17 protein-coding genes are annotated in these 19,518 nt (G+C 73.3%); 8 read left to right on the forward strand and 9 right to left on the reverse strand.

Annotated features, from left to right (window positions below; all coding sequences use genetic code 11):
- Positions 1-329 precede the first annotated feature (329 nt).
- The 4 genes from purS to ACIQTO_RS00920 all read left to right on the forward strand — a co-directional run bounded on the left by purS (position 330) and on the right by ACIQTO_RS00920 (position 4,491).
- A complete protein-coding gene (gene purS / locus ACIQTO_RS00905; RefSeq protein ID WP_402381091.1) occupies positions 330-617 on the forward strand; it encodes a phosphoribosylformylglycinamidine synthase subunit PurS in 288 nt (95 codons plus the stop codon).
- A complete protein-coding gene (purQ, locus tag ACIQTO_RS00910; protein WP_402381093.1) occupies positions 614-1,291 on the forward strand; it encodes a phosphoribosylformylglycinamidine synthase subunit PurQ in 678 nt (225 codons plus the stop codon). Before purS ends, purQ begins: the two co-directional genes overlap by 4 nt.
- Positions 1,291-3,546, forward strand: a complete 2,256-nt coding sequence (gene purL / locus ACIQTO_RS00915; RefSeq protein ID WP_402381095.1) for a phosphoribosylformylglycinamidine synthase subunit PurL — start codon at positions 1,291-1,293, stop codon at positions 3,544-3,546. The genes purQ and purL overlap by 1 nt, the downstream gene beginning before the upstream one ends.
- 96 nt (positions 3,547-3,642) lie before the next feature.
- Positions 3,643-4,491 (forward strand): sterol carrier family protein, encoded by an 849-nt coding sequence (locus tag ACIQTO_RS00920; RefSeq protein ID WP_402381097.1) that lies wholly within the window; start codon positions 3,643-3,645, stop codon positions 4,489-4,491.
- Here the strand turns inward: ACIQTO_RS00920 and ACIQTO_RS00925 are convergent.
- From ACIQTO_RS00925 to fbaA, 4 genes are all read right to left on the reverse strand, one after another.
- Positions 4,488-5,198, reverse strand: coding sequence for a hypothetical protein (locus ACIQTO_RS00925; RefSeq protein WP_402381100.1), 711 nt, complete (start codon positions 5,196-5,198; stop codon positions 4,488-4,490). The two genes, ACIQTO_RS00920 and ACIQTO_RS00925, sit on opposite strands and share 4 nt — an antisense overlap.
- A 92-nt stretch (positions 5,199-5,290) precedes the next feature.
- Entirely contained in the window at positions 5,291-6,193 is a 903-nt protein-coding gene (locus ACIQTO_RS00930) for a DUF3152 domain-containing protein (protein WP_402381103.1), read from the reverse strand.
- 214 nt (positions 6,194-6,407) lie between these two features.
- Complete coding sequence (locus tag ACIQTO_RS00935) at positions 6,408-6,821, reverse strand: DUF3151 domain-containing protein (protein ID WP_352288463.1); 414 nt, start codon at positions 6,819-6,821, stop codon at positions 6,408-6,410.
- A gap of 73 nt (positions 6,822-6,894) precedes the next feature.
- Positions 6,895-7,917, reverse strand: coding sequence for a class II fructose-bisphosphate aldolase (gene fbaA, locus ACIQTO_RS00940; RefSeq protein WP_402381106.1), 1,023 nt, complete (start codon positions 7,915-7,917; stop codon positions 6,895-6,897).
- A 324-nt stretch (positions 7,918-8,241) separates the two neighbouring features.
- Here fbaA and ACIQTO_RS00945 point away from each other — a divergent pair, with 324 nt between their 5' ends.
- Entirely contained in the window at positions 8,242-8,961 is a 720-nt protein-coding gene (locus ACIQTO_RS00945; protein WP_402381109.1) for a DedA family protein, read from the forward strand.
- A 93-nt stretch (positions 8,962-9,054) separates the two neighbouring features.
- Here the strand turns inward: ACIQTO_RS00945 and pyrE are convergent, their stop codons facing one another.
- From pyrE to ACIQTO_RS00970, 5 genes are all read right to left on the reverse strand, one after another.
- Complete coding sequence (pyrE, locus tag ACIQTO_RS00950) at positions 9,055-9,591, reverse strand: orotate phosphoribosyltransferase (protein WP_402381112.1); 537 nt, start codon at positions 9,589-9,591, stop codon at positions 9,055-9,057.
- 234 nt (positions 9,592-9,825) lie between these two features.
- Complete coding sequence (locus ACIQTO_RS00955) at positions 9,826-11,055, reverse strand: hypothetical protein (protein WP_402381114.1); 1,230 nt, start codon at positions 11,053-11,055, stop codon at positions 9,826-9,828.
- 188 nt (positions 11,056-11,243) lie between these two features.
- Positions 11,244-12,875 (reverse strand): polyamine aminopropyltransferase, encoded by a 1,632-nt coding sequence (locus ACIQTO_RS00960; RefSeq protein WP_402382686.1) that lies wholly within the window; start codon positions 12,873-12,875, stop codon positions 11,244-11,246.
- 145 nt (positions 12,876-13,020) lie between these two features.
- Positions 13,021-13,548, reverse strand: a complete 528-nt coding sequence (locus ACIQTO_RS00965) for a DUF2617 family protein (protein ID WP_402381116.1) — start codon at positions 13,546-13,548, stop codon at positions 13,021-13,023.
- A 474-nt stretch (positions 13,549-14,022) separates the two neighbouring features.
- Positions 14,023-15,183: a pyridoxal phosphate-dependent aminotransferase gene (locus ACIQTO_RS00970; RefSeq protein WP_402381119.1), complete on the reverse strand. Its 1,161-nt coding sequence runs from the start codon at positions 15,181-15,183 to the stop codon at positions 14,023-14,025.
- 938 nt (positions 15,184-16,121) lie between these two features.
- Here ACIQTO_RS00970 and ACIQTO_RS00975 point away from each other — a divergent pair.
- From ACIQTO_RS00975 to ACIQTO_RS00985, 3 genes are read left to right on the forward strand one after another with little or no spacing between them, the layout of a single operon-like run.
- Positions 16,122-17,540: a peptidoglycan-binding protein gene (locus ACIQTO_RS00975; protein ID WP_402381121.1), complete on the forward strand. Its 1,419-nt coding sequence runs from the start codon at positions 16,122-16,124 to the stop codon at positions 17,538-17,540.
- Entirely contained in the window at positions 17,537-18,232 is a 696-nt protein-coding gene (locus ACIQTO_RS00980) for an ABC transporter ATP-binding protein (protein ID WP_402381124.1), read from the forward strand. Before ACIQTO_RS00975 ends, ACIQTO_RS00980 begins: the two co-directional genes overlap by 4 nt.
- Positions 18,229-19,494: an ABC transporter permease gene (locus ACIQTO_RS00985; protein ID WP_402381127.1), complete on the forward strand. Its 1,266-nt coding sequence runs from the start codon at positions 18,229-18,231 to the stop codon at positions 19,492-19,494. Before ACIQTO_RS00980 ends, ACIQTO_RS00985 begins: the two co-directional genes overlap by 4 nt.
- The last annotated feature ends 24 nt before the right edge of the window (positions 19,495-19,518 follow it).

A 19,518-nucleotide genomic window follows, 5' to 3' on the forward strand; every position in this document is an offset into this window, starting at 1 on the left:
CCTATTCTGCACCCGAAGCGGGTCGAAATCGAAGAGTCCGGCTTTCTTTTCCGTATATTCACGTGTCTTCGGCGGAGTGCCGGATACCCGGTGCACTCGGCTGGCCGATCTGTCCGGAGTGCCGGTATTCGGGTGCTCTTCGGCCGTTCTCGCGCGGGCCGCCGAATCCGCTGAAATGGGGTGACCGCCGGGGAGTCCGGTGAGTCGGAGCCCTTGCGGCGTAAGGGTCGTGAGTCTACGCGCGTCACCCTCCCCGGCCAGCAAAGTCGCCCGAAACCCCCGGTAGTCTGGAGTTCCCCCGCCTCACGAAGACACCACCGGGAGTGCCAGTGGCACGCGTCGTAGTCGACGTCATGCTCAAGCCGGAGATCCTCGACCCCCAGGGACAGGCGGTGCAGCGCGCACTGCCCCGTCTCGGATTCACCGGGATCGCCGACGTCCGCCAGGGCAAGCGCTTCGAGCTGGAGCTGGAGGGCCCGGTCGACGACGCCGCGCTCGCCCGTATCCGCGAAGCCGCCGAGACCTTTCTCGCCAACACCGTGATCGAGGACTTCACCGTCCGCGTCGAGGAGACCGAGACATCGGTCCCCTCCTCCGTCGTCGGAGACGCCAAGTGACCACCCGAGTCGGCGTCGTCACTTTCCCCGGTTCCCTCGACGACCGCGACGCCCAGCGCGCGGTCCGCCTGGCCGGCGCCGAGCCGGTCGCGCTCTGGCACCGTGACAAGGATCTCCACCAGGTCGACGCCGTCGTCCTGCCCGGCGGATTCAGTTACGGCGACTATCTGCGCTGCGGCGCCATCTCCCGCTTCTCGCCCGTGATGGACACCATCATCGAGCAGGCGAAGCTGGGAATGCCGGTTCTCGGTATCTGCAACGGCTTCCAGGTGCTGTGCGAATCGCACCTGCTGCCCGGCGCGCTCACCCGCAACGACTCGCTGCACTTCGTCTGCCGCGACCAGAAGCTGCGGATCGAGAACGCCGGCACCGCGTGGACCCGGGATTACACGGCCGGCCAGGAAATCGTCGTCCCGCTGAAGAACGGCGAGGGCCGCTTCGTCGCCGACGAGCACGTCCTGGACGCGCTGGAGGCGGAGGGCCGGGTGGTCGCCCGTTACCTGGACGTCAACCCGAACGGTTCGTACCGCGACATCGCCGGCATCACCAACGCCGCCGGCAATGTCGTCGGCCTGATGCCGCACCCGGAGCACGCCGTGGAGCCGCTCACCGGCCCGACCACCGAGGGCCTCGGCTTCTTCACTTCCGTCCTGAAGCAGCTGGTGAACGCCTGATGACCCTCGACACCGTCAAGAACGCCGAGCAGACCCCGGACGCCGCCCAGCCGTGGGCCGAGCTCGGCCTCAAGGAGGACGAGTACACCCGCATCCGGGAGATCCTCGAACGCCGCCCGACCGGCGCCGAGCTCGCGATGTACTCGGTCATGTGGTCGGAGCACTGCTCCTACAAGAGCTCCAAGGTGCACCTGAAGCAGTTCGGCGAGAAGGTGCCGGAGAACGACGCGATGCTCGTCGGCATCGGCGAGAACGCCGGTGTGGTCGACGTCGGCCAGGGCTACGCGGTCACCTTCAAGGTCGAGTCGCACAACCACCCGTCGTACATCGAGCCCTACCAGGGCGCGGCCACCGGCATCGGCGGCATCGTGCGCGACATCCTCGCGATGGGCGCCCGCCCGGTCGCCGTGATGGACCCGCTGCGGTTCGGTGCGGCCGACCACCCGGACACCCGGCGCGTGCTGCCCGGGATCGTCGCGGGCATCGGCGGCTACGGCAACTGCCTGGGCCTGCCGAACATCGGCGGCGAGGTCGTCTTCGACTCCTGCTACCAGGGCAACCCGCTGGTCAACGCGCTCTGCGTGGGCGTGATGAAGCACGAGGACATCCACCTCGCGCAGGCCTCCGGCGCCGGCAACAAGGTCATCCTCTACGGGGCCCGCACCGGCGGCGACGGCATCGGCGGTGTCTCGGTGCTCGCCTCCGAGACCTTCGACGCCACCGGCCCGGCCAAGCGCCCGGCCGTCCAGGTCGGCGACCCGTTCCAGGAGAAGCTCCTCATCGAGTGCACCCTGGAGATCTTCTCCGAGAAGCTCGTCAAGGGCATCCAGGACCTCGGCGGCGCCGGCCTCTCCTGCGCCACCTCCGAGCTGGCCTCGGCCGGTTCCGGCGGTATGCGGATCGAGCTCGACACCGTGCCGCTGCGCGACAACACGCTCTCGCCCGAGGAAATCCTCATGAGCGAGTCGCAGGAGCGCATGTGCGCCATCGTCGAGCCCGGCAAGGTCGCCCGCTTCCTGGAGATCTGCGAGAAGTGGGACGTCATCGCCACCGTCATCGGTGAGGTGACGGAGGGCGAGCGGCTGGAGATCTTCTGGCACGGCGAGCTGGTGGTCGACGTGCCGCCGCGCACCGTCGCCCACGAGGGCCCGACCTACCAGCGCCCGTACGCCCGCCCGAGCTGGCAGGACGCGCTGCAGGCCGACGCCCCGAGCGCCGAGCGGCTCGCCCGCCCGACCACCGGCGAGGGCCTGAAGGCCGACCTGCTCAAGGTCGCCGGCAGCCCGAACCAGGCCTCCAAGGCGTGGATCACCGACCAGTACGACCGCTACGTGCTCGGCAACACCGTCCTCTCGGTGCCCGAGGACTCCGGCATGATCCGGATCGACGAGGAGACCAACCTCGGCGTCTCGGTCGCCACCGACGGCAACGGCCGCTACACCAAGCTGGACCCGTACACCGGTGCCCAGCTGGCCCTCGCCGAGGCGTACCGCAACGTCGCGGCCGGCGGTGCCAAGCCGCTCGCGATCTCCGACTGCCTCAACTTCGGCTCCCCCGAGGACCCGGACGTGATGTGGCAGTTCGCCGAGGCCACCCGGGGTCTCGCCGACGCCTGCCTGGCGCTCGGCACCCCGGTCACCGGCGGCAACGTCTCGCTCTACAACCAGACCGGCGAGACCGCCATCCACCCGACCCCCGTGGTCGCGGTGCTCGGCGTCATCGACGACGTCACCCGGCGCACCCCGATCGGCTTCGCCGAGGAGGGCCAGCTGGTCTACCTGCTCGGTGACACCGAGGACGAGCTGGGCGGTTCGGCCTGGACGCAGGTGGTCCACGACCACCTCGGCGGCCTGCCGCCCAAGGTCGACCTGGACCGCGAGAAGCTGCTCGGTGAGATCCTGATCGCCGCCTCGCGCGACGGCATGATCGACGCCGCGCACGACCTCTCCGACGGCGGCCTGGGCCAGGCGCTGGTGGAGAGCTGCCTCAAGGGTGGCCACGGCGCCCGGATCATCGTGCCCGAGGGCCAGGACCCGTTCGTGTTCCTGTTCTCCGAGTCGGCCGGCCGCGCGGTCGTCGCGGTGCCGCGCAGCGAGGAGCTCCGGTTCAACGACATGTGCACCGCGCGTGGCCTGCCGGCCACCCGGATCGGTGTGGTCGACGGTGATGTCCTGGACGTCCAGGGCCAGTTCACCGTCTCGCTGGCCGAGCTGACGGACGCCCACACCGGCGTCATCGAGGCTCTGCTCGCCTGACACGGCGGGCCCGGTCGTCCTTGGGGCGAGCGGGCCGACGACCGAAGGGCGGTCGACCCCCCGGGGCCGGCCGCCCTTCGGCGTACGCTGCGGGGCATGCCTCCCAAGTCCCGTACGTACCAGCCCCAGAAGGTGCGCGCCGCGCTCGCCGCGCAGACCGGGGCGCTGCGCACCGCCGTCCGCGACCTCTGCGCCGACCCGGCGGCCGAGCTGCTGCTCGCCCGGCCGACCCGGGTGGGGAGGTGGTCGGTGCGCGAGCTGCTGGCCCATCTGGCGGTCCAGCTCGACTGGGTGCCCGCCCACCTCGACGACCCGCTGGAGGGGCGGCCGCCGCTGGACCTGCTGGGCTGGGTGTCCCGGGTCGCCGAGGTCGCCCCGCTGCTGGACGCCGGGGCGCGCGAGCACGCGGCCGCGGAGTTCGGGGGCTCCCCGGCGGCCGTGGCGACGGCCTTCGACCGGGCCGCCGACGCCCTGCTGGCCGCCCTGGACCGGCCCGAAGTCGCCGACCCGCAGCGGCGGTTCGAGATCCGGCTGGGCTCGATGCTGCTCTCCGACCTGCTGGTGACCCGGCTGGTGGAGACGGTCGTGCACGCCGACGACCTGGCCGACGCGCTCGGCCCGGCCGGCTTCCCGCACGACCGCCAGGCGCTCGCCGCCGTCACCCGGCTGCTGGCCGACGCCTTCGCCGACCGCACCCCCGGCGGGGCCGTCGAGCTGCGGATCCCGCCGTACGCCGTGGTCCAGGCCGTCGAGGGCCCCCGGCACACCCGGGGCACCCCGCCGAACGTGGTCGAGACCGACCCGCTGACCTGGATCCGGCTCGCCAGCGGCCGGACGGGCTGGGCCGCCGCGGTGGACGCCGCCGCGCTGTCGGCCAGCGGCGAGCGCAGTGACCTCGCGGCCTATCTGCCGGTCCTCGGACAGGCCCGGCCGGACGGGGCCTAGGGGTGGAGCTGGGCGGCGAGCTGCTCGGTGGCCTTCCGGAGCGCCTCACCGGTCAGGGCGGGCTCCAGCGTGGCGTTCACGGTGTCCTGGGAGAGGGTCAGGGCGATGTCGCCCTTGCCCTTGGCCGCCACCCGGGCCACGCCCACCGACGCGGCGCCCGGGGTGACCTTGGTCCGGCCGGCCGTCGGCTGCTCGTCGGCGAACTGCTTCAGCTGGTCCACGCCGAGATTGCCGGCGCGTTGGATGGACGGCAGCATCATGTTGACCACGGGCCCGTTCTCCGGGACGGCCAGCAGGTCGATCCGGACCGGGGTGGCGCCGACCGTGTAGGTGCAGGTCACCCAGGCGCTCGGGGGCGTGGCCGGGATCGAGGCCATTCCGGGCGGGGCGGAGACACCGGAGGGCCACGGCTCGGGCGGCTTGCCGTTGCCGAGGTCGGTGCCGACCGCCGGCTCGTCCTTGGCCCCGGGGGTCACCGGCCGGTCGATCCCGGCCGACTTCAGGGCCGCCGGGAGGTCCAGACCGAACGGGCACGGGTCGGTCCCGGCCAGCCCCTGGGCGGTCGACCGGACGTGGTCGTAGGAGAGGCTGCCGGTGCCGGTCACGCCGCCGGAGGAGGAGCAGGCGGCCGTGCCGAGCAGGAGCCCCGCCGTGCCGGCCACGACGAGGGTGCGGCGGAGTCCGGTCGCGGTGCGGTCTGCTGTCATGCGATCAGCCTAGAACGGCCGTGTGCCGGGCGGTCGGTGAACAGGTATCGGATCCGTCCCGGTCCGGCCGGACGCCCGGTCAGGCGCCCCGGTCAGGGCACCGACGGGCCGCCGAGGTAGCCGCCGTCCGCCGCGTACGGCCAGGCGTTGGGCACGCAGCCCTTGAGGCCGTAGATCTGCTGCATCATCGCGGGCGCGGGCCTGCCCCTGCCCGGGCAGGTCTCGTGCCCGTGGCCGATCCGGTGGCCCACCTCGTGGTTGACGATCAGCGCCCGGTACTCGTCGATCGGCCCGCTGAACTGTGGTGAACCGGTGTTCCAGCGCTTGACGTTGACCAGCACCTGGTTGCCGACGTTGCAGTTCACCTCGCCGCGGGTGTTCAGGCCGGCGGCCCCGCAGATCCGGTCCACGGCGTCCGGCGAGGCGATCTTCACGGTGAAGTCGTACGCGCCGCCGGCCACCAGCTGGAAGCCGTTGCGGCGGTCGTTGGTCCAGCCGCGCGGGTCGGCGAGGATGCTCTGCACCTGCGCGGCGGCCGCGGCCGGGTCGATGCCGATACCGTCCTCGACCTCCACCCGGTAGCGGCGGACGGTGCCCTTGCCGACCGGTGCGGCCGCGCCCTGGGCGACGGTGAAGGTGCCCGCGCCGCCGGCCGGGCCGGGGTCCGGGGCACCGGGCGCGGTGCTGCTGGGCGTCGCGGTGGGTGCCGGCGTAGGCGTCGGGGTCGGTGTAGGCGTAGGCGTCGGGGTCGGCGCCCCGGTGGCCGGGGCGGCGGGCGGCGCGGCGGGCGGGGACGGGGTGCGCACGTCGGGTGGGGGGATCCGGCCCTGCGCGGTCTGCCCGGCGGCAGGCCGGGGCTCGGGGCGGTCGAGCATGACGAGCGTGACCCCGAGGACGGCCACCGCCACCGTCAGTGCGGCGATCATCCCGGGGCGGCGCCGCCGACCGGCTCTCCGGCGGCGGGAGTCGCGCTGGTCGGGTCTGGCTGCGGGCACGGTGAGGCTTCCTGTCGGACCGGTGGGGTCGCGGAGCCGTCGAACGTACGTGCGCCCCCCTCGCCCGAACACCCTGACACGGAGACCCGGTGGATGTCCACATACCGCGTATGCACCACGGAAGGAGGCCGCCCCGTCCCGCCGGAAGGGGCGGGACGGGGCGGCCGGTGCGGGCGGGTCGGCCCGGTGGTGGCTACGGAGGGTCGCGGGGTGGTCAGCCCAGCGTGGCGGCGGCGGTCGGCGAGCTGTCCCGGAGGAACTGGGCGCAGCGCTCGGCCTCCTCCTTCTCGTCGATGGCCGCGGCGGCCCGGCCGAGCCCGTGCAGTGCCCGCAGGAAGCCGCGGTTCGGCTCGTGCTCCCACGGCACCGGGCCGTGGCCCTTCCAGCCCGCCCGGCGCAGCGAGTCCAGCCCGCGGTGGTAACCGGTGCGGGCGTACGCGTAGGACTCGACGGTGCGGCCGGCGGCGAAGGCGTCGTCGGCGAGCTGGGCCCAGGCCAGCGAGGAGGTCGGGTACTTCGCCGCGACCTCGGCCGGGGAGGCGCCGCCGGCCAGCAGCTCCAGCGGAGCGGGCTCGGCGGGCAGGTGCGTCGGGGGCGGACCCCCGAGGAGGTTCTGGTGAATACTCATGGCCCCCAGTGAACCACTGGGGGCCATGGGCGGGGGACCGGCGGCGGTGAGCGGCGCGGCTCCCGGGTGGTGCCTACTTCAGGCGGTTGCCGGCCGAGCGCAGCTGCTGGGCGGCCTCCAGCACGCGGGCGGCCATGCCGGCCTCGGCCAGCTTGCCCCAGGTGCGCGGGTCGTAGGTGTTCTTCTTGCCGACCTCGCCGTCGACCTTCAGCACACCGTCGTAGTTGCGGAACATGTGGTCCACGACCGGGCGGGTGAAGGCGTACTGGGTGTCGGTGTCCAGGTTCATCTTCACGACGCCGTTCTCCAGCGCGGTGGCGATCTCCTCGGCGGTGGAGCCCGAGCCGCCGTGGAAGACGAAGTCGAACGGGTCCTTCTTGCCGTACTGGGCGCCGATCGAGTCCTGCAGCTCGCGCAGCAGCTCCGGCTTCAGGACGACGTTGCCCGGCTTGTAGACGCCGTGCACGTTGCCGAAGGAGGCGGCCAGCAGGTAGCGGCCCTTCTCGCCCAGGCCCAGCGCCTCGGCGGTGCGCACCGCGTCGTTGACGGTGGTGTACAGCTCGTCGTTGATCTCGTGCGTGACACCGTCCTCCTCGCCGCCGGTCGGGGTGATCTCGACCTCAAGGATGATCTTGGCGGCGACGGCCTGGGCCAGCAGCTCCTCGGCGATGGACAGGTTGTCCTTCAGGGTCTCGGCGGAGCCGTCCCACATGTGCGACTGGAACAGCGGGTTGAGGCCCTTGGCCACGCGCTCGGCGGAGACCGCCAGCAGCGGGCGGACGTAGCCGTCCAGCTTGTCCTTGGGGCAGTGGTCGGTGTGCAGCGCGACGGTGATGTCGTACTTGGCGGCGACCACGTGGGCGAACTCGGCGAGCGCGACGGCGCCGGTCACCATGTCCTTGTTGTGCTGCCCGCCCAGGAACTCCGCACCACCGGTCGAGATCTGGATGATGCCGTCGCTCTCGGCCTCGGCGAAGCCGCGCAGCGCGGCGTGCAGGGTCTGGGACGAGGTGACGTTGATGGCCGGGTAGGCGAACTTGCCCGCCTTGGCCCGGTCGAGCATCTCGTTGTAGACCTCGGGAGTTGCGATGGGCATGCGAATCCGCTCCTGTCGGGTTGCGGCGTACGGACGGTGCTGTCCGACGCTGTGTACGCCTCTGTGACGACTCCGGGGTACCGGGGCCAACGCGCGGCTCTGCGGGGCGGCCACCTGTACCAAGGTTCGACGCGGCCACCGCGGTACGACAATGAGGGTGTTGCGACCGCGGTCCGGACGCCGGAGCCATCTTCCCATCCCGGGCCCTGGCACCACCATGTGGCCCGCCTGTCGGGACGGCCGACCAGATGCGACGAAGGGATGACGGACGTCTCGCCCCCCGGGCGGAGGTCCGCGTCAATACGGGCCCGCTATCCTGCGCCCGTGGACTACAACCAGCTGGCCGTCAACTTGCTCGACGCCAAATCACTGATCTCGTCCCTCGGCGCCATCGGGCTGATCGCGATCATCTTCGCCGAGACCGGCCTGCTGGTCGGGTTCTTCTTCCCGGGCGACTCACTGCTGATCATCGCCGGAGTCGCCTCCTCGAACGCCGCCTCGTCGGTGCTCGGGGAGGGGACGAAGCTGCCGATCGCGGCCCTGCTGATCGGTGCGCCGCTGGCCGCCGTCGCGGGCGCCCAGCTCGGGCACCTGATCGGGGTGAAGGTCGGGCCGAAGATGTTCGACAAGCCCGAGTCGAAGATCTTCCGGCGCGAGTACGTGCTGAAGGCGGAGGAGTACTTCAACAAGTTCGGGCCGGGCAAGGCCGTGGTGCTGGCCCGCTTCATGCCGATCGTGCGGACCTTCCTGAACCCGGTCGCGGGCACCCTGGAGATGCCGGCCCGGACGTTCTTCCTCTGGAACGTGATCGGCGGTGTGCTGTGGACCGAGTCGATGCTGCTGATCGGCTACTTCTTCGGTGACGCGCTCGCCCCGGTGATCGACAAGTACCTGATCCCGGCGGTGCTGCTGATCGTGCTGCTGTCGATCTCGCCGATCCTGGTCGAGGTGGTGCGCGAGCGCCGGAAGAAGAAGGCCGGCGGTGCCGAGGCCACCGAGGCCGAGACCGCGCAGGCGGGTGCCGGGCGCCACCGCCGCGGCTGAGCGCCCTCACGACGAACGGCCGGGGCCGGGTCCTGTTTCACGTGAAACAGGACCCGGCCCCGGCCGTTCCGCCGTGCTACCGGCCCGAGCGGGTCAGAGGCCCAGGTCGTCCAGGTCGTACGCGGTCACGTAGGGCAGGCCCTGCGCCTCGACCGCGGCGGCGCCACCGCGCTCCACGATCACCGCGACGCCGACCACCTCGGCGCCCGCCTCGCGCAGCGCCTCGACGGCGGTCAGCACCGAGCCACCGGTGGTGGAGGTGTCCTCGACGGCCAGCACCCGGCGGCCCTTGACCTCCGGGCCCTCGATCCGGCGCTGCAGACCGTGTGCCTTGCCCGCCTTGCGGACGACGAACGCGTCCAGCTCGCGGCCGCGCGCGGCGGCGGCGTGCAGCATCGCGGCGGCCACCGGGTCGGCGCCGAGGGTCAGACCGCCGACGGCGTCGTACTCCAGGTGGGCGGTCGCGTCCAGCATCACCCGGCCGACCAGCGGGGCGGCCTGGCCGTCCAGCGTGATCCGGCGGAGGTCGACGTAGTAGTCGGCCTCCTTGCCGGAGGAAAGGGTGACCTTGCCGTGCACGACGGCCTTGTCCTTGATCTGTGCCAGCAGGGCGTCGCGGTCGTTGCTCATGAGCGTTCAGTCTAGGGCCTGTCGTCCCAGTGGCGTCGTCCGCCCGGAGGGCGGTCCCGCCGGCGCCCGGGTCTGTGCACCGCAGGGCGGAGGAGGGAGTCCAGGCGGTGGGGGCGCCTCCCGGCCGAAGGCTGGGGGCCATCGGCGACCGACGACAACGCGGCGCGGTGCGTGCCCGGGCACCGACGGGAAGAACGGGACTTGGACGACGGGCCCTCCGGGGTGGTGGTCCTCCTAGCGTCGGCGCAGGGCCCTGACCAGCACCACGGCGCCGCCGATCAGTGCCACACCGCCGCCGATCATCCACGGCACCGCGCTGCGGCCGCCCGGACCCGGCACCACGATGCCGCCCGCCTCGCCGCCCCAGCGGGACGCCGCCCGGGCCCGCGCGCTGCGGGCCGGCAGGGCGGGGGCGTAGGGGCCGCGCGGCGGGGCGTGGTCGACCTCCTCGGCGGAGCGGCCGACGATGCTGCGGCGGACCGGGCCGCTGAGGACCGGCTCCTGCTCGTAGCCGAAGGGCAGGTCGGCGGGGAGTTCCGTGCCGGTCCCGTCCCCGTCCCCGGCCCCGGCGGCGGGACCGTCCACGTCGGCGGCGGCCTCCTCGGGGTCCTCCTCGTCGCGGTCACCGCCGGTGGGGAGGCCGAAGCGCTCGGCGTCGGCGTCGGAGAAGGCGATCAGGTCGGAGAGGTCGTCGTCGAGGTCGTCGCCGGGGTTGTCCTGGTGGTCGTCCAGGAAGAGCACGGTGGCGGTGGGCTCCTCGGCGGTCTCCTCGGTGTCCTCGGCGGTGTCCGCGTCGGCCTCCGGGGGCGTCTCCGTCTCCGCGTCCGCGTCCGCCGCGCTGTCCTCGGCGGTGTCGGTGTCGGCCTCCGGGGCCGTGTCCGTCTCCGCGTCCTCGGCGGTGTCGGCCTCCGGAGCCGCGGTGGTGTCCGTGACGGCCTCCGCCTCGGCGTCCGCATCGACGTCCACGTCAGCGTCCACGTCAGCGTCCGCATCGACGTCCACGTCCACGTCCACGGCCGTGTCCGGGGAGGCGAGGGCGGCGGCGAACCGGTCGAGCAGCCGGCGGCCGGCGGCGGCCAGGGTCTCCCCGTCGAACTCGGTGAGCCGGCCGGTGGCGCTCAGATCGCCGATGAAGCGGACCAGCGCGGTACCGCCCCCGCCGCCCTCGGCGGTGCTGACCCGCAGCGTCGCGGTGGCCTCACCGCTGCCGCGCACCTCCTGGCCCTCGGCGAACACGGTGAGGACGCCCTCGCGCCCCTCGATCAGCGACAGCACGCCCTTGTAGGTGATGGTGGAGGTGCCGATCCGCAGCTTCAGCCGCCCGCCGATCTCGTCGGCCGGCCCGCTGCCGGCGGCGGTCGGCTCGGGGCTCAGCCCGGGCACGCACCGGGCCAGCAGAGCCGGATCCTGCAGGGCCTGCCGGACCAGCTCGGCCGGCATCGGGACGACAACCTCATGCTCCATGTCACGGAGCCTACCGACCGAACCCCCGGTGGTCCCCGTGGTGGCCCCTACCTGCCGTCCGGACGTCCCCGACCGGCCGCACCCGGGCCCGCCGCCGACCGCTTGTGGCCCGGGCCCGCCCGCTTCTGTCCACTCCGGGCCGGGGCCGGCGCCCCTCGGCCCTCAGCGCCGCCCGTCAGCGCCGCCCGTCAGCGCGGCCCCAGCAGGGTCAGCGCGGCGGGTGGGCGGGCCGGGCGGAGGGCGGTGAGGCGGGCGGAGGCGGCCCGCAGGGCGTCCGCGGTGAGCGCGCGGGGCGGCGGGGCGTCCGGGGCGAGGGTGAGCGGGGGCTGGGCGGCCGCGGCGAGCAGGAAGGCCTGGCTGTCCGGCGGGCCGGGCCGGCAGCTCGCGGCCGGGCCGCCCTGGACGGCGTACGGGACGGTCCGCAGCCCGGCCGCCCGCAGGCCGGACTCGACCTGCCAGAGGCCGTCGGGCTCGTCGCCCGCCCGGACGGCGAGCCGTCCGCCGGGCGCGAGCAGTCGGGTGGTGAGGCCGTAGAACTCCTGCGAGTGGAACGTCACCGTTCCGCTGTCGGCGGGGCTGGGCAGGTCGGCGAGCACCACGTCGAAGGCGTCCTTGCCGGGCCGTACGCCGCGCAGCCACTCCAGCGGGTCCGCCGTCGCGGTCCGGACCCGGGGGTCGTCCAGGGAGCGGCCGGAGAGCGCGGCCAGGCCCGGGTCGGTCCGGGCCAGCCGGCTGAGGGCCGGGTCGGCGTCGACGACCAGGACCGAGCGGACCCCGCTGTGCCGCAGCACCTCCCGCAGGGCGAGTCCGTCGCCGCCGCCCAGCAGCAGGACCCGGCCGTCCGGTCCGGCGGCCATCGCGGGGTGGACCAGGGCCTCGTTGCCCCGGTACTCGTCCGGCCCGCAGATCGCGAGCCGCCCGTCCAGGTAGAGCCGGAGCGGTCCCTCGGCGGGGCCGGTGAGCACGATCTCCTGGTACCGGCTCTGGGCGGCGAAGCGGACCTGTCCGCCGTACATGGCCTGCCGGGCGGCGCGCTCGACCGCGCCGGACCAGGCGGCGGCCGCGGCGAGCAGGGCCAGGACGAGGACGCAGCCGCCCCAGAGCAGCAGCCGGGTGCGTGGCGCGGGCTCCTCGCGGAACAGCCAGAGCACCACGGCGGCCCCGGCGACGGCGTTCACGGCGCCGGTGACCAGGGCGCCGGTGCCCGGCCCGAAGAGGGGCAGGATCAGGAACGGGAAGGCGAGGCCGCCGATCAGCGCGCCCACGTAGTCGGCGGCGAAGAGGTCGGCCGCGGCCCGCCCGGCGTCCTCCCGGCGGATCCGTTGGACGAGCGTCATGAGCAGCGGGATCTCGGCGCCGATCAGGACGCCGATCAGGCAGGTCAGACCGATCATCGCGGCCTGGTACCGGCCGATCCAGGCCCAGCAGGAGTACAGCGCGAGGACGGAGAGCCCGCCGGTGAGCGCGAGCGCGCATTCGACCAGGGCGAAGGCGGTGGCCGGGCGCCGGGTGAACCGTTTGGCGAGCAGCGAGCCCAGGCCCATCGCGAACACCATGACGGAGAGCACGACGGAGGTTTGGGTGACCGAGTCCCCGAGCAGGTAGCTGCCGAGTGCGACGAGTTCGAGCTCGTAGACGAGTCCGCAGGCCGCGCAGACGAACGCGGCCAGCAGCACGGTGAGCCGGGCGAGCGCCGGGTACGCGCGCAGCCGGGCTCTGCGGCGGGCGGGCAGAGGGGTCAGGCTCCGCCCGGGCCGGGGTGGGCTGCCGTCGTCGAGGTCGAGTCCCGGCTGTGCGGGTGGACCGGCCGGATGGTTGATCACGAACAAACGCTAGGCGACGTTCGGTACGGATGGCTGCGTCCATTCGACGGACAGTGCGATACGACAGGTTGACGAATCGTTCCTGCGTGCGAATGAAAGCCGATGTGCGGAGCTATGGCGGCACCGGGACCGGCGGCCGCGATCATCGGGTCAGCACCAGCGAGGACCGTGTACAGACCAATTGGCCCTCCTGCGGATAGGCGTGCCAGGTGCGCCAGAGCAGCCGGTCCGCACCACCCTGGGTGACCAGTGCGGTGAAGGCGCTCGGGTCGCCGGGGAAGACGCCGGCCAGGCCGCGTGGATGCCCCTCGACCAGGGCCAGCAACTCCTGGGCACGGGCGGCGAAATCGTGCGGTGGCAGCGCCTCGATCCGGGCCGCGAACTCGTACTCCCAGCCGTCGACCTGTTTGGCCACCCGGGCGGGCAGCGGGGTCCGGCGGCCGGGCAGGCAGGCGACGGTCTCCAGGCAGCTGCCCGGCCCGGCGGCGATCACCACCTGGTGCGAGGCGCCCAGCAGGCGCAACTGGAGGGTGCCGGGCGGACCGGGGCGCCCGGCACTGGCGAGTCTCAGGTCGCGGACTGCGAGAGCGGGCAGCGGTTCGCCGCCCAGGCACCAGGCCAGGTCACCGGCGCGGGTGTCCGTGTAGGAGGTCTGCAGTGTGGTGAGCATGCTCGGCTCCGCGTTTCAGCTCCGTGCGCGCCCGCCGTGCAGCAGCGAGTAGGCCCAGGCAAAGGCGAGGCTGTTCGTGGCTGTGCGGTCCAGGGCGCGGCCGACCGTGGAAGGAAGGATTCCGGCTGGAGAGTCAGCAGCAGAGAAGCATGAATACGCCGGGTCCGTCGGTGATTTACCCAACTTTGTCAAGCATTCACCGTTTCGAGCACCCCGGCTTCCCTGCTCTGATCGAGCCGGTGTGCGACTCTGCACAGCGCGCGCCCCTCGCCCCGGTGTGTGCGCCGTGCACGCTGGTCGCGCGCTGCTCGCGAGGCTTGCGCGCCCCGCCCCTCCCCGCGCCGGGCGCGCGGGGCGCGGAACGGGGAGGGCAGGGCCGGCAGGGCCGCGCGGAATTCCTCCCGGGGGGTAAAGGGCCGCCCCGGTAGGCGAATTGACTATTCGTCAGGACGTGCGAAGCGTTCCACCCGACGGTCAGAGTCGACCGAGTCGGATGACCGCCTCCTCCAGGACCTCGATCTGCTTGCAGAAGGTGAAGCGGACGAGCGGCCGGCCGGCGTCGGTGTCGTCGTAGAACACGGCGTTGGGGATCGCCACCACGCCGCACCGCTCGGGCAGGGAGCGGCAGAACTCGATGCCGTCCTTCTCACCCAGCGGGGTGATGTCGGTGGTGATGAAGTAGGTGCCCTCCGGTCGGAACACCCGGAAGCCCGCCGCGCTCAGCCCGTCGGCGAGCAGGTCCCGCTTGCGCAGCAGATCGGCGCGGAACCCGTCGAAGTAGTCGTCGGGCAGCCGCAGCGCGTCGGCGACGGCGTACTGGAAAGGGCCGGCGCTGACGTAGGTCAGGTACTGCTTCGCGGTGCGGACCGCGGCGACCAGGGGCGCGGAGGCGGTGACCCAGCCGACCTTCCAGCCGGTGAAGGAGAAGGTCTTGCCGGCCGAGGAGATCGAGACGGTGCGTTCGCGCATGCCGGGGAGGGCGGCGATCGGGTGGTGGGCGCCGCTGAACACCAGGTGCTCGTAGACCTCGTCGGTGACCACCAGCAGGTCGCGCTCGACCGCCAGGTCGGCGATCGCGGCCAGTTCCCCGGGGGAGAGCACCAGGCCGGTGGGGTTGTGCGGGGAGTTGAGCAGCAGCAGGCGGGTGCGCGGGGTGACCAGTGAGCGCAGCCGCTCCAGGTCGGGGCGGAAGTCCGGGGCACGCAGGGTGAGCGGCACCCGGACGGCGCCGGCCATGGCGATGCAGGCGGCGTAGGAGTCGTAGAAGGGTTCGAGGGCGATCACCTCGTCACCCGGTTCGAGCAGGGCCAGCAGGGCGGCGGCGATCGCCTCGGTGGCGCCGGCGGTGACGAGCACCTCGGTGTCCGGGTCGTAGGCGAGGCCGCGGAAGCGCTGCTGGTGCTCGGCGATCGCGGTGCGCAGCTCCGGGATGCCGGGGCCGGGCGGGTACTGGTTGCCCCGGCCCGCCAGTACGGCGTCGGCGGCGGCGCGGGCCACCGAGGCGGGCCCGTCGGTGTCCGGGAACCCCTGGCCGAGGTTGATGGAGCCGGTGGCGGTGGCGAGGGCGGACATCTCGGCGAAGATCGTCGTGCCCATCCCGGCCAGCCGTCGGTTCAGCAGCGGCCTGGTGTCCATGTGCTCCAACTCCCTGGCTCAAGATCGGCGGCCCCGGTTTCCGCGAGGTCCGGATCGAAGCCTATTGCCCTCGCTCGCGGTCTGTGCGGAGGGATGGTTCTTCGTACCCTTCGGCCGGTGTACCCACCGATGCCTCCACCACGCCGGGTCGGTCGGCGGCATCCTGCGGGGACGCGGTCCGCAATGCGGTGCCGGGCGCGCCGAGAACAACGCGCGGAACCGTCCTCCCTCGCGGAGTGCGGGCCAAGGAGCCCGCGCCGAGTTCGAGGCCCATGACGCCAGGACCGGCCGACTGATGCGTTGCCGGACGGCCGGGTGACTCGGAACGCGTTGTCGAGCCGCCGCCATTTCACGGTATGACGTATCGTGAGATTCTTGAGGTGAGTGGTGTGCAGGGATGCCAACCATCCTCCGGCCAGGGAGTGTTGCGGCAGCCGCACACCGGAAGGGCGTGGTCCGGATCAGGCGCACGGCCCGCTGGTTCGTGGTGAAGCCGAGCGGGCGGCAAGGGGAGGGCCGCCGCTCCTCGCCTCACCATCGCGCCGAGTTCAGTGGCACTCCTTCGCGGCTGCGTTCCGTGTGGGAACCGATGGCCTGCTGGAGGTCGCGGGCAACACGACAGGGGGCATCGTGTTGGTCCGGAATGCCTGCGCCAAGCATGACGTGGAAGCCAGTTCGGCGGAGGCCGCCGACTGTCGGCGGCACCTGGGCGTCAGGCTCGGGAAGGTCGCGACATCGTCGCCGGCTCACGGGGATGACGGCCGACGGCCTCCAACCTCCTTACGTCCCAACGACATCCGACGGTTCATGCTCTCTCCGGGGGCATCATCGAGGAGAAGGCACCGTTGACAACGACCGGCACGATCGATCAGACCGTTGAACAGCCGCCACCGTCCACCAGGTCCCGTACCGCGCGGCGCCGGCGGGTGTTGTTGGGGGTGGCGCTGGGCGCTGGGCTGGTGGCGGTGGGCGGGGTGGGGGCGGCGACGCTGGTGAAGTCCCCGGCCGAGCGGGCCGCGCAGACGGCGCCGCCGCCGAACAGCCTGCTGACCGCGCCGGTGGTCAGTCAGGTGTTGACCCCCTCGATAGCCGCCCGCGCCGTGGTGTACCCGCCGGCGCAGTACAACGTCGTCCCGGCCGCCGCTTCGACTGAGGTGACCGGGCTGTTCGTCTCCCAGCTGGGCGTGAAGCAAGGGGACACCGTCGCGGCCGGAAAGCTGCTCGCCGAGGTGTCCGGGCAGCCGCTGTTCGCCCTCCCCGGACCGGTGCCCGCGTACCGCGACCTCAAGCCCGGCAGCACCGGCCCCGATGTGGCCGAACTCCAGTCCGCACTGGCCGGGTTGGGGCACGGGAGCGGCGACGACGACAAGGGCGCGTACGGGCCCGGCACCGCCGCCGCGGTGTCGGACTTCTACCGCGGGCTCGGCTACCCGGTGCCGACCACCGGCGCCACCACCCAGCAGGCCGTGGACGCCGCGCAGAAGGCGGTCGACGCGGCCCGGCAGACGGTGGACAACCTCACCGCGCAGAAGAAGGCGGGCCCGACCGCACCGCCCCCAACCCCGCCGCCCACCCCACAGCCCCAGCAACCCCCCGCCGGCGACCTCGACCAGCAACTCGTCAACGCCAGGAAGCAGTTGGCCGCCGACCAGGCCGCCCTCGGCAAGGCCAGGGCCGTCAACGGCCCGATGGTCCCGGCCGCCCACGTGCTGTTCCTGCCCGCCCTCCCGGCCACCGTCACGGCTGTCAACGGCGCGGTCGGCTCGCCGGTCTCCGGCACCCTGCTGTCGCTCACCAGCGGCGGCCTGGCCGTCACCGGACAGCTGACTCCGGCCCAGGCCGCGGGTGTGAAGCCGGGCATGGCCGTCGAACTGCTCGCCGAGGACACCGACACCACCGTCCCCGGCACGGTCGCCGAGGTCGGCGCCGCGACCACCGTCGCCCCGGCCGGCAAGGTGATCACTCTCGGCGGCTCGGCGGCACCCGGCGGGGGTTCCGGCGCCACGCAGCCCGGCGCAGCCGGCCCGGCCGCCGGGGCACCCAACAACCAGCCCGGGGGCCAGAGTTACGTCCCGGTGACGATAACCCCGGACACCTCGCTGCCCGCCGCGATGAACGGCAAGAACGTCCGGCTGACGGTCCTCAAGGCCAAGGCGGGCGCCCCCGTCACCGCCGTCCCGGTCGCCGCGATATCCACCGACGCGGCGGGTCGCACCTCCGTCACCACCGTGGACGCCGCCGGGAACCGCACCACCGTCCCGGTCACCACCGGCGTCACCGCCGACGGCCTGGTAGCCGCCACCCCGGCCGAGGGCGCCCGACTGCGGCCCGGCGACCAGGTGGTGGTCGGCACATGATCCCCGCGCCGCCCGTCATCACCCTGCACGGCGTCGGCCGCACCCACCCCGGCCACCCGCCCGTCGTCGCCCTGCACCCCACCGACCTGACCGTCCACCGCGGCCAGTACCTCGCCGTCACCGGCCCGTCCGGCTCCGGAAAGTCCACGCTGCTGCACCTGCTCGGCCTGCTCGACACCCCCACCACCGGCCGCTACGAGCTGGACGGCATCGACACCGGCGGCCTGCGCGACCGGGACCGCTCGACCCTGCGCGGGCACCGGATCGGCTTCGTCTTCCAGTCCTTCCACCTGCTGGCGCACCGCACCGCCGAGGAGAACGTCCTCCTCGCCCAGGTCTACAACCGCACCCCGCGCCGCGCCCGCCGTGCCGCCGCCCTGGAGGCGCTGCGCCTGGTCGGCCTCGGCCACCGCACCGGGGCGCTGCCCGGCACGATGTCCGGCGGCGAGCGCCAGCGGGTGGCGATCGCCCGCGCCCTGGTGAACCGGCCGAGCCTGCTGCTGTGCGACGAACCGACCGGGAACCTGGACTCGGCCAACGCCGAGGCCGTCCTGGCACGGTTCGACACCCTGCACGCCCAGGGCTTCACCCTGGTGGTGATCACCCACGACCCGTCCGTGGCCGCCCGCGCCCAGCGCCAGGTGACCATCCGCGACGGCGTGCTCCGCGAGGCGGGAGCTCCGGCCCGGTGATCCGCATCCGACGACGCGGAGGGGCCGTGCTCCCCGAGCCGCCCTCCCGGCTCAGCGTCCGTGACCTGCTCTCCGAGGCACTCTCCGGCATCCTCCAGCGCCCCGGCCGCTCGGCGCTGACCATGCTCGGCACCGTGCTGGGCATCGGCGCCTTCGTCGCCGTCCTCGGCCTGACCGCGACCGCCACCGGCCAGATCGGCGAACAGTTCAGCCTCACCAAGGCCACCACCGTCACGGTGACCGACCTCCCGCGCACCGACGGCGTCGCCCCCGGCACCAACCCGCCGAGCGACTTCCCCGCCGACGCGGACCACCGGATCGCCGCGATCGACGGCGTACGGGCCGGCGGCGTCTGGTGGCCGCTCCCCGGCACCCCGACGTTGTCCCGCCGCCCGGACGGCTCCGACGAGGGCACCGGATTGTCCGTCCTGGCGGCCACCCCGGGCGCGGTCGCCGCGATGGAACCGACCCTGACCGCCGGGGTCACCCTGGACGAGTTCACCCAACGAACCGCCCAGCCCGTGGTGCTGCTCAGCGAGGCCGCCGCCAAGCGCCTCGGGGTGAGCCGCCTGGACGCCCAGCCCGCCGTCTTCATCGACCGCGTCCCGTACACCGTCGTCGGCATCTACGCGGACGTCCGGCGCCAGCCGGGCGCCCTGCTCGGTCTGATCATCCCGGCCGCCACGGCGCTCGAACGCTATGGCGACCCGCCCCCGCTGCCGGACCGCGGCGCCCAGGGCCTGGTGGCCACCCGGATCGGTGCGGCACCCGTGGTGGCGGCCCAACTCCCGTTCGCCCTGCGACCGGACGCCCCGAACGCGTTCACCGTCGTCCCGCCGCCGGACCCGCACAGCCTTCAGGACAGGGTGACCTCCGACCTGACCGGGCTGTTCCTGGCCCTGGCCGGGATCTGCCTGCTGGTCGGCGCGGTCGGCATCGCCAACACCACCCTGGTCGCCGTCCTGGAGCGGACCCAGGAGATCGGCCTGCGCCGCTCACTGGGCGCCCGCACCGGCCACATCGCGGCCCAGTTCCTGACCGAGTCGACAGCCCTCGGCACCCTCGGCGGCCTGATCGGCACCGGCCTCGGCGTGCTGACGGTGCTCGGCGTGGCCGCCGCCCGCGAGTGGACCGCCGTCCTGCAACCGGCCGCCACCCTGCCCGCCCCGCTGATCGGTACGGTCGTCGGCCTCCTCGCCGGTCTCTACCCGGCCCTGCGCGCGGCCCGGACGGACCCGCTGAAGGCCCTCAGAAGCACCTAGCGTCCTGCCCGCGATCAGCTTGAC

Origin of the sequence: Kitasatospora sp. NPDC091207, from assembly GCF_044768625.1 — a bacterium.
Taxonomy (GTDB): Bacteria; Actinomycetota; Actinomycetes; order Streptomycetales; family Streptomycetaceae; genus Kitasatospora.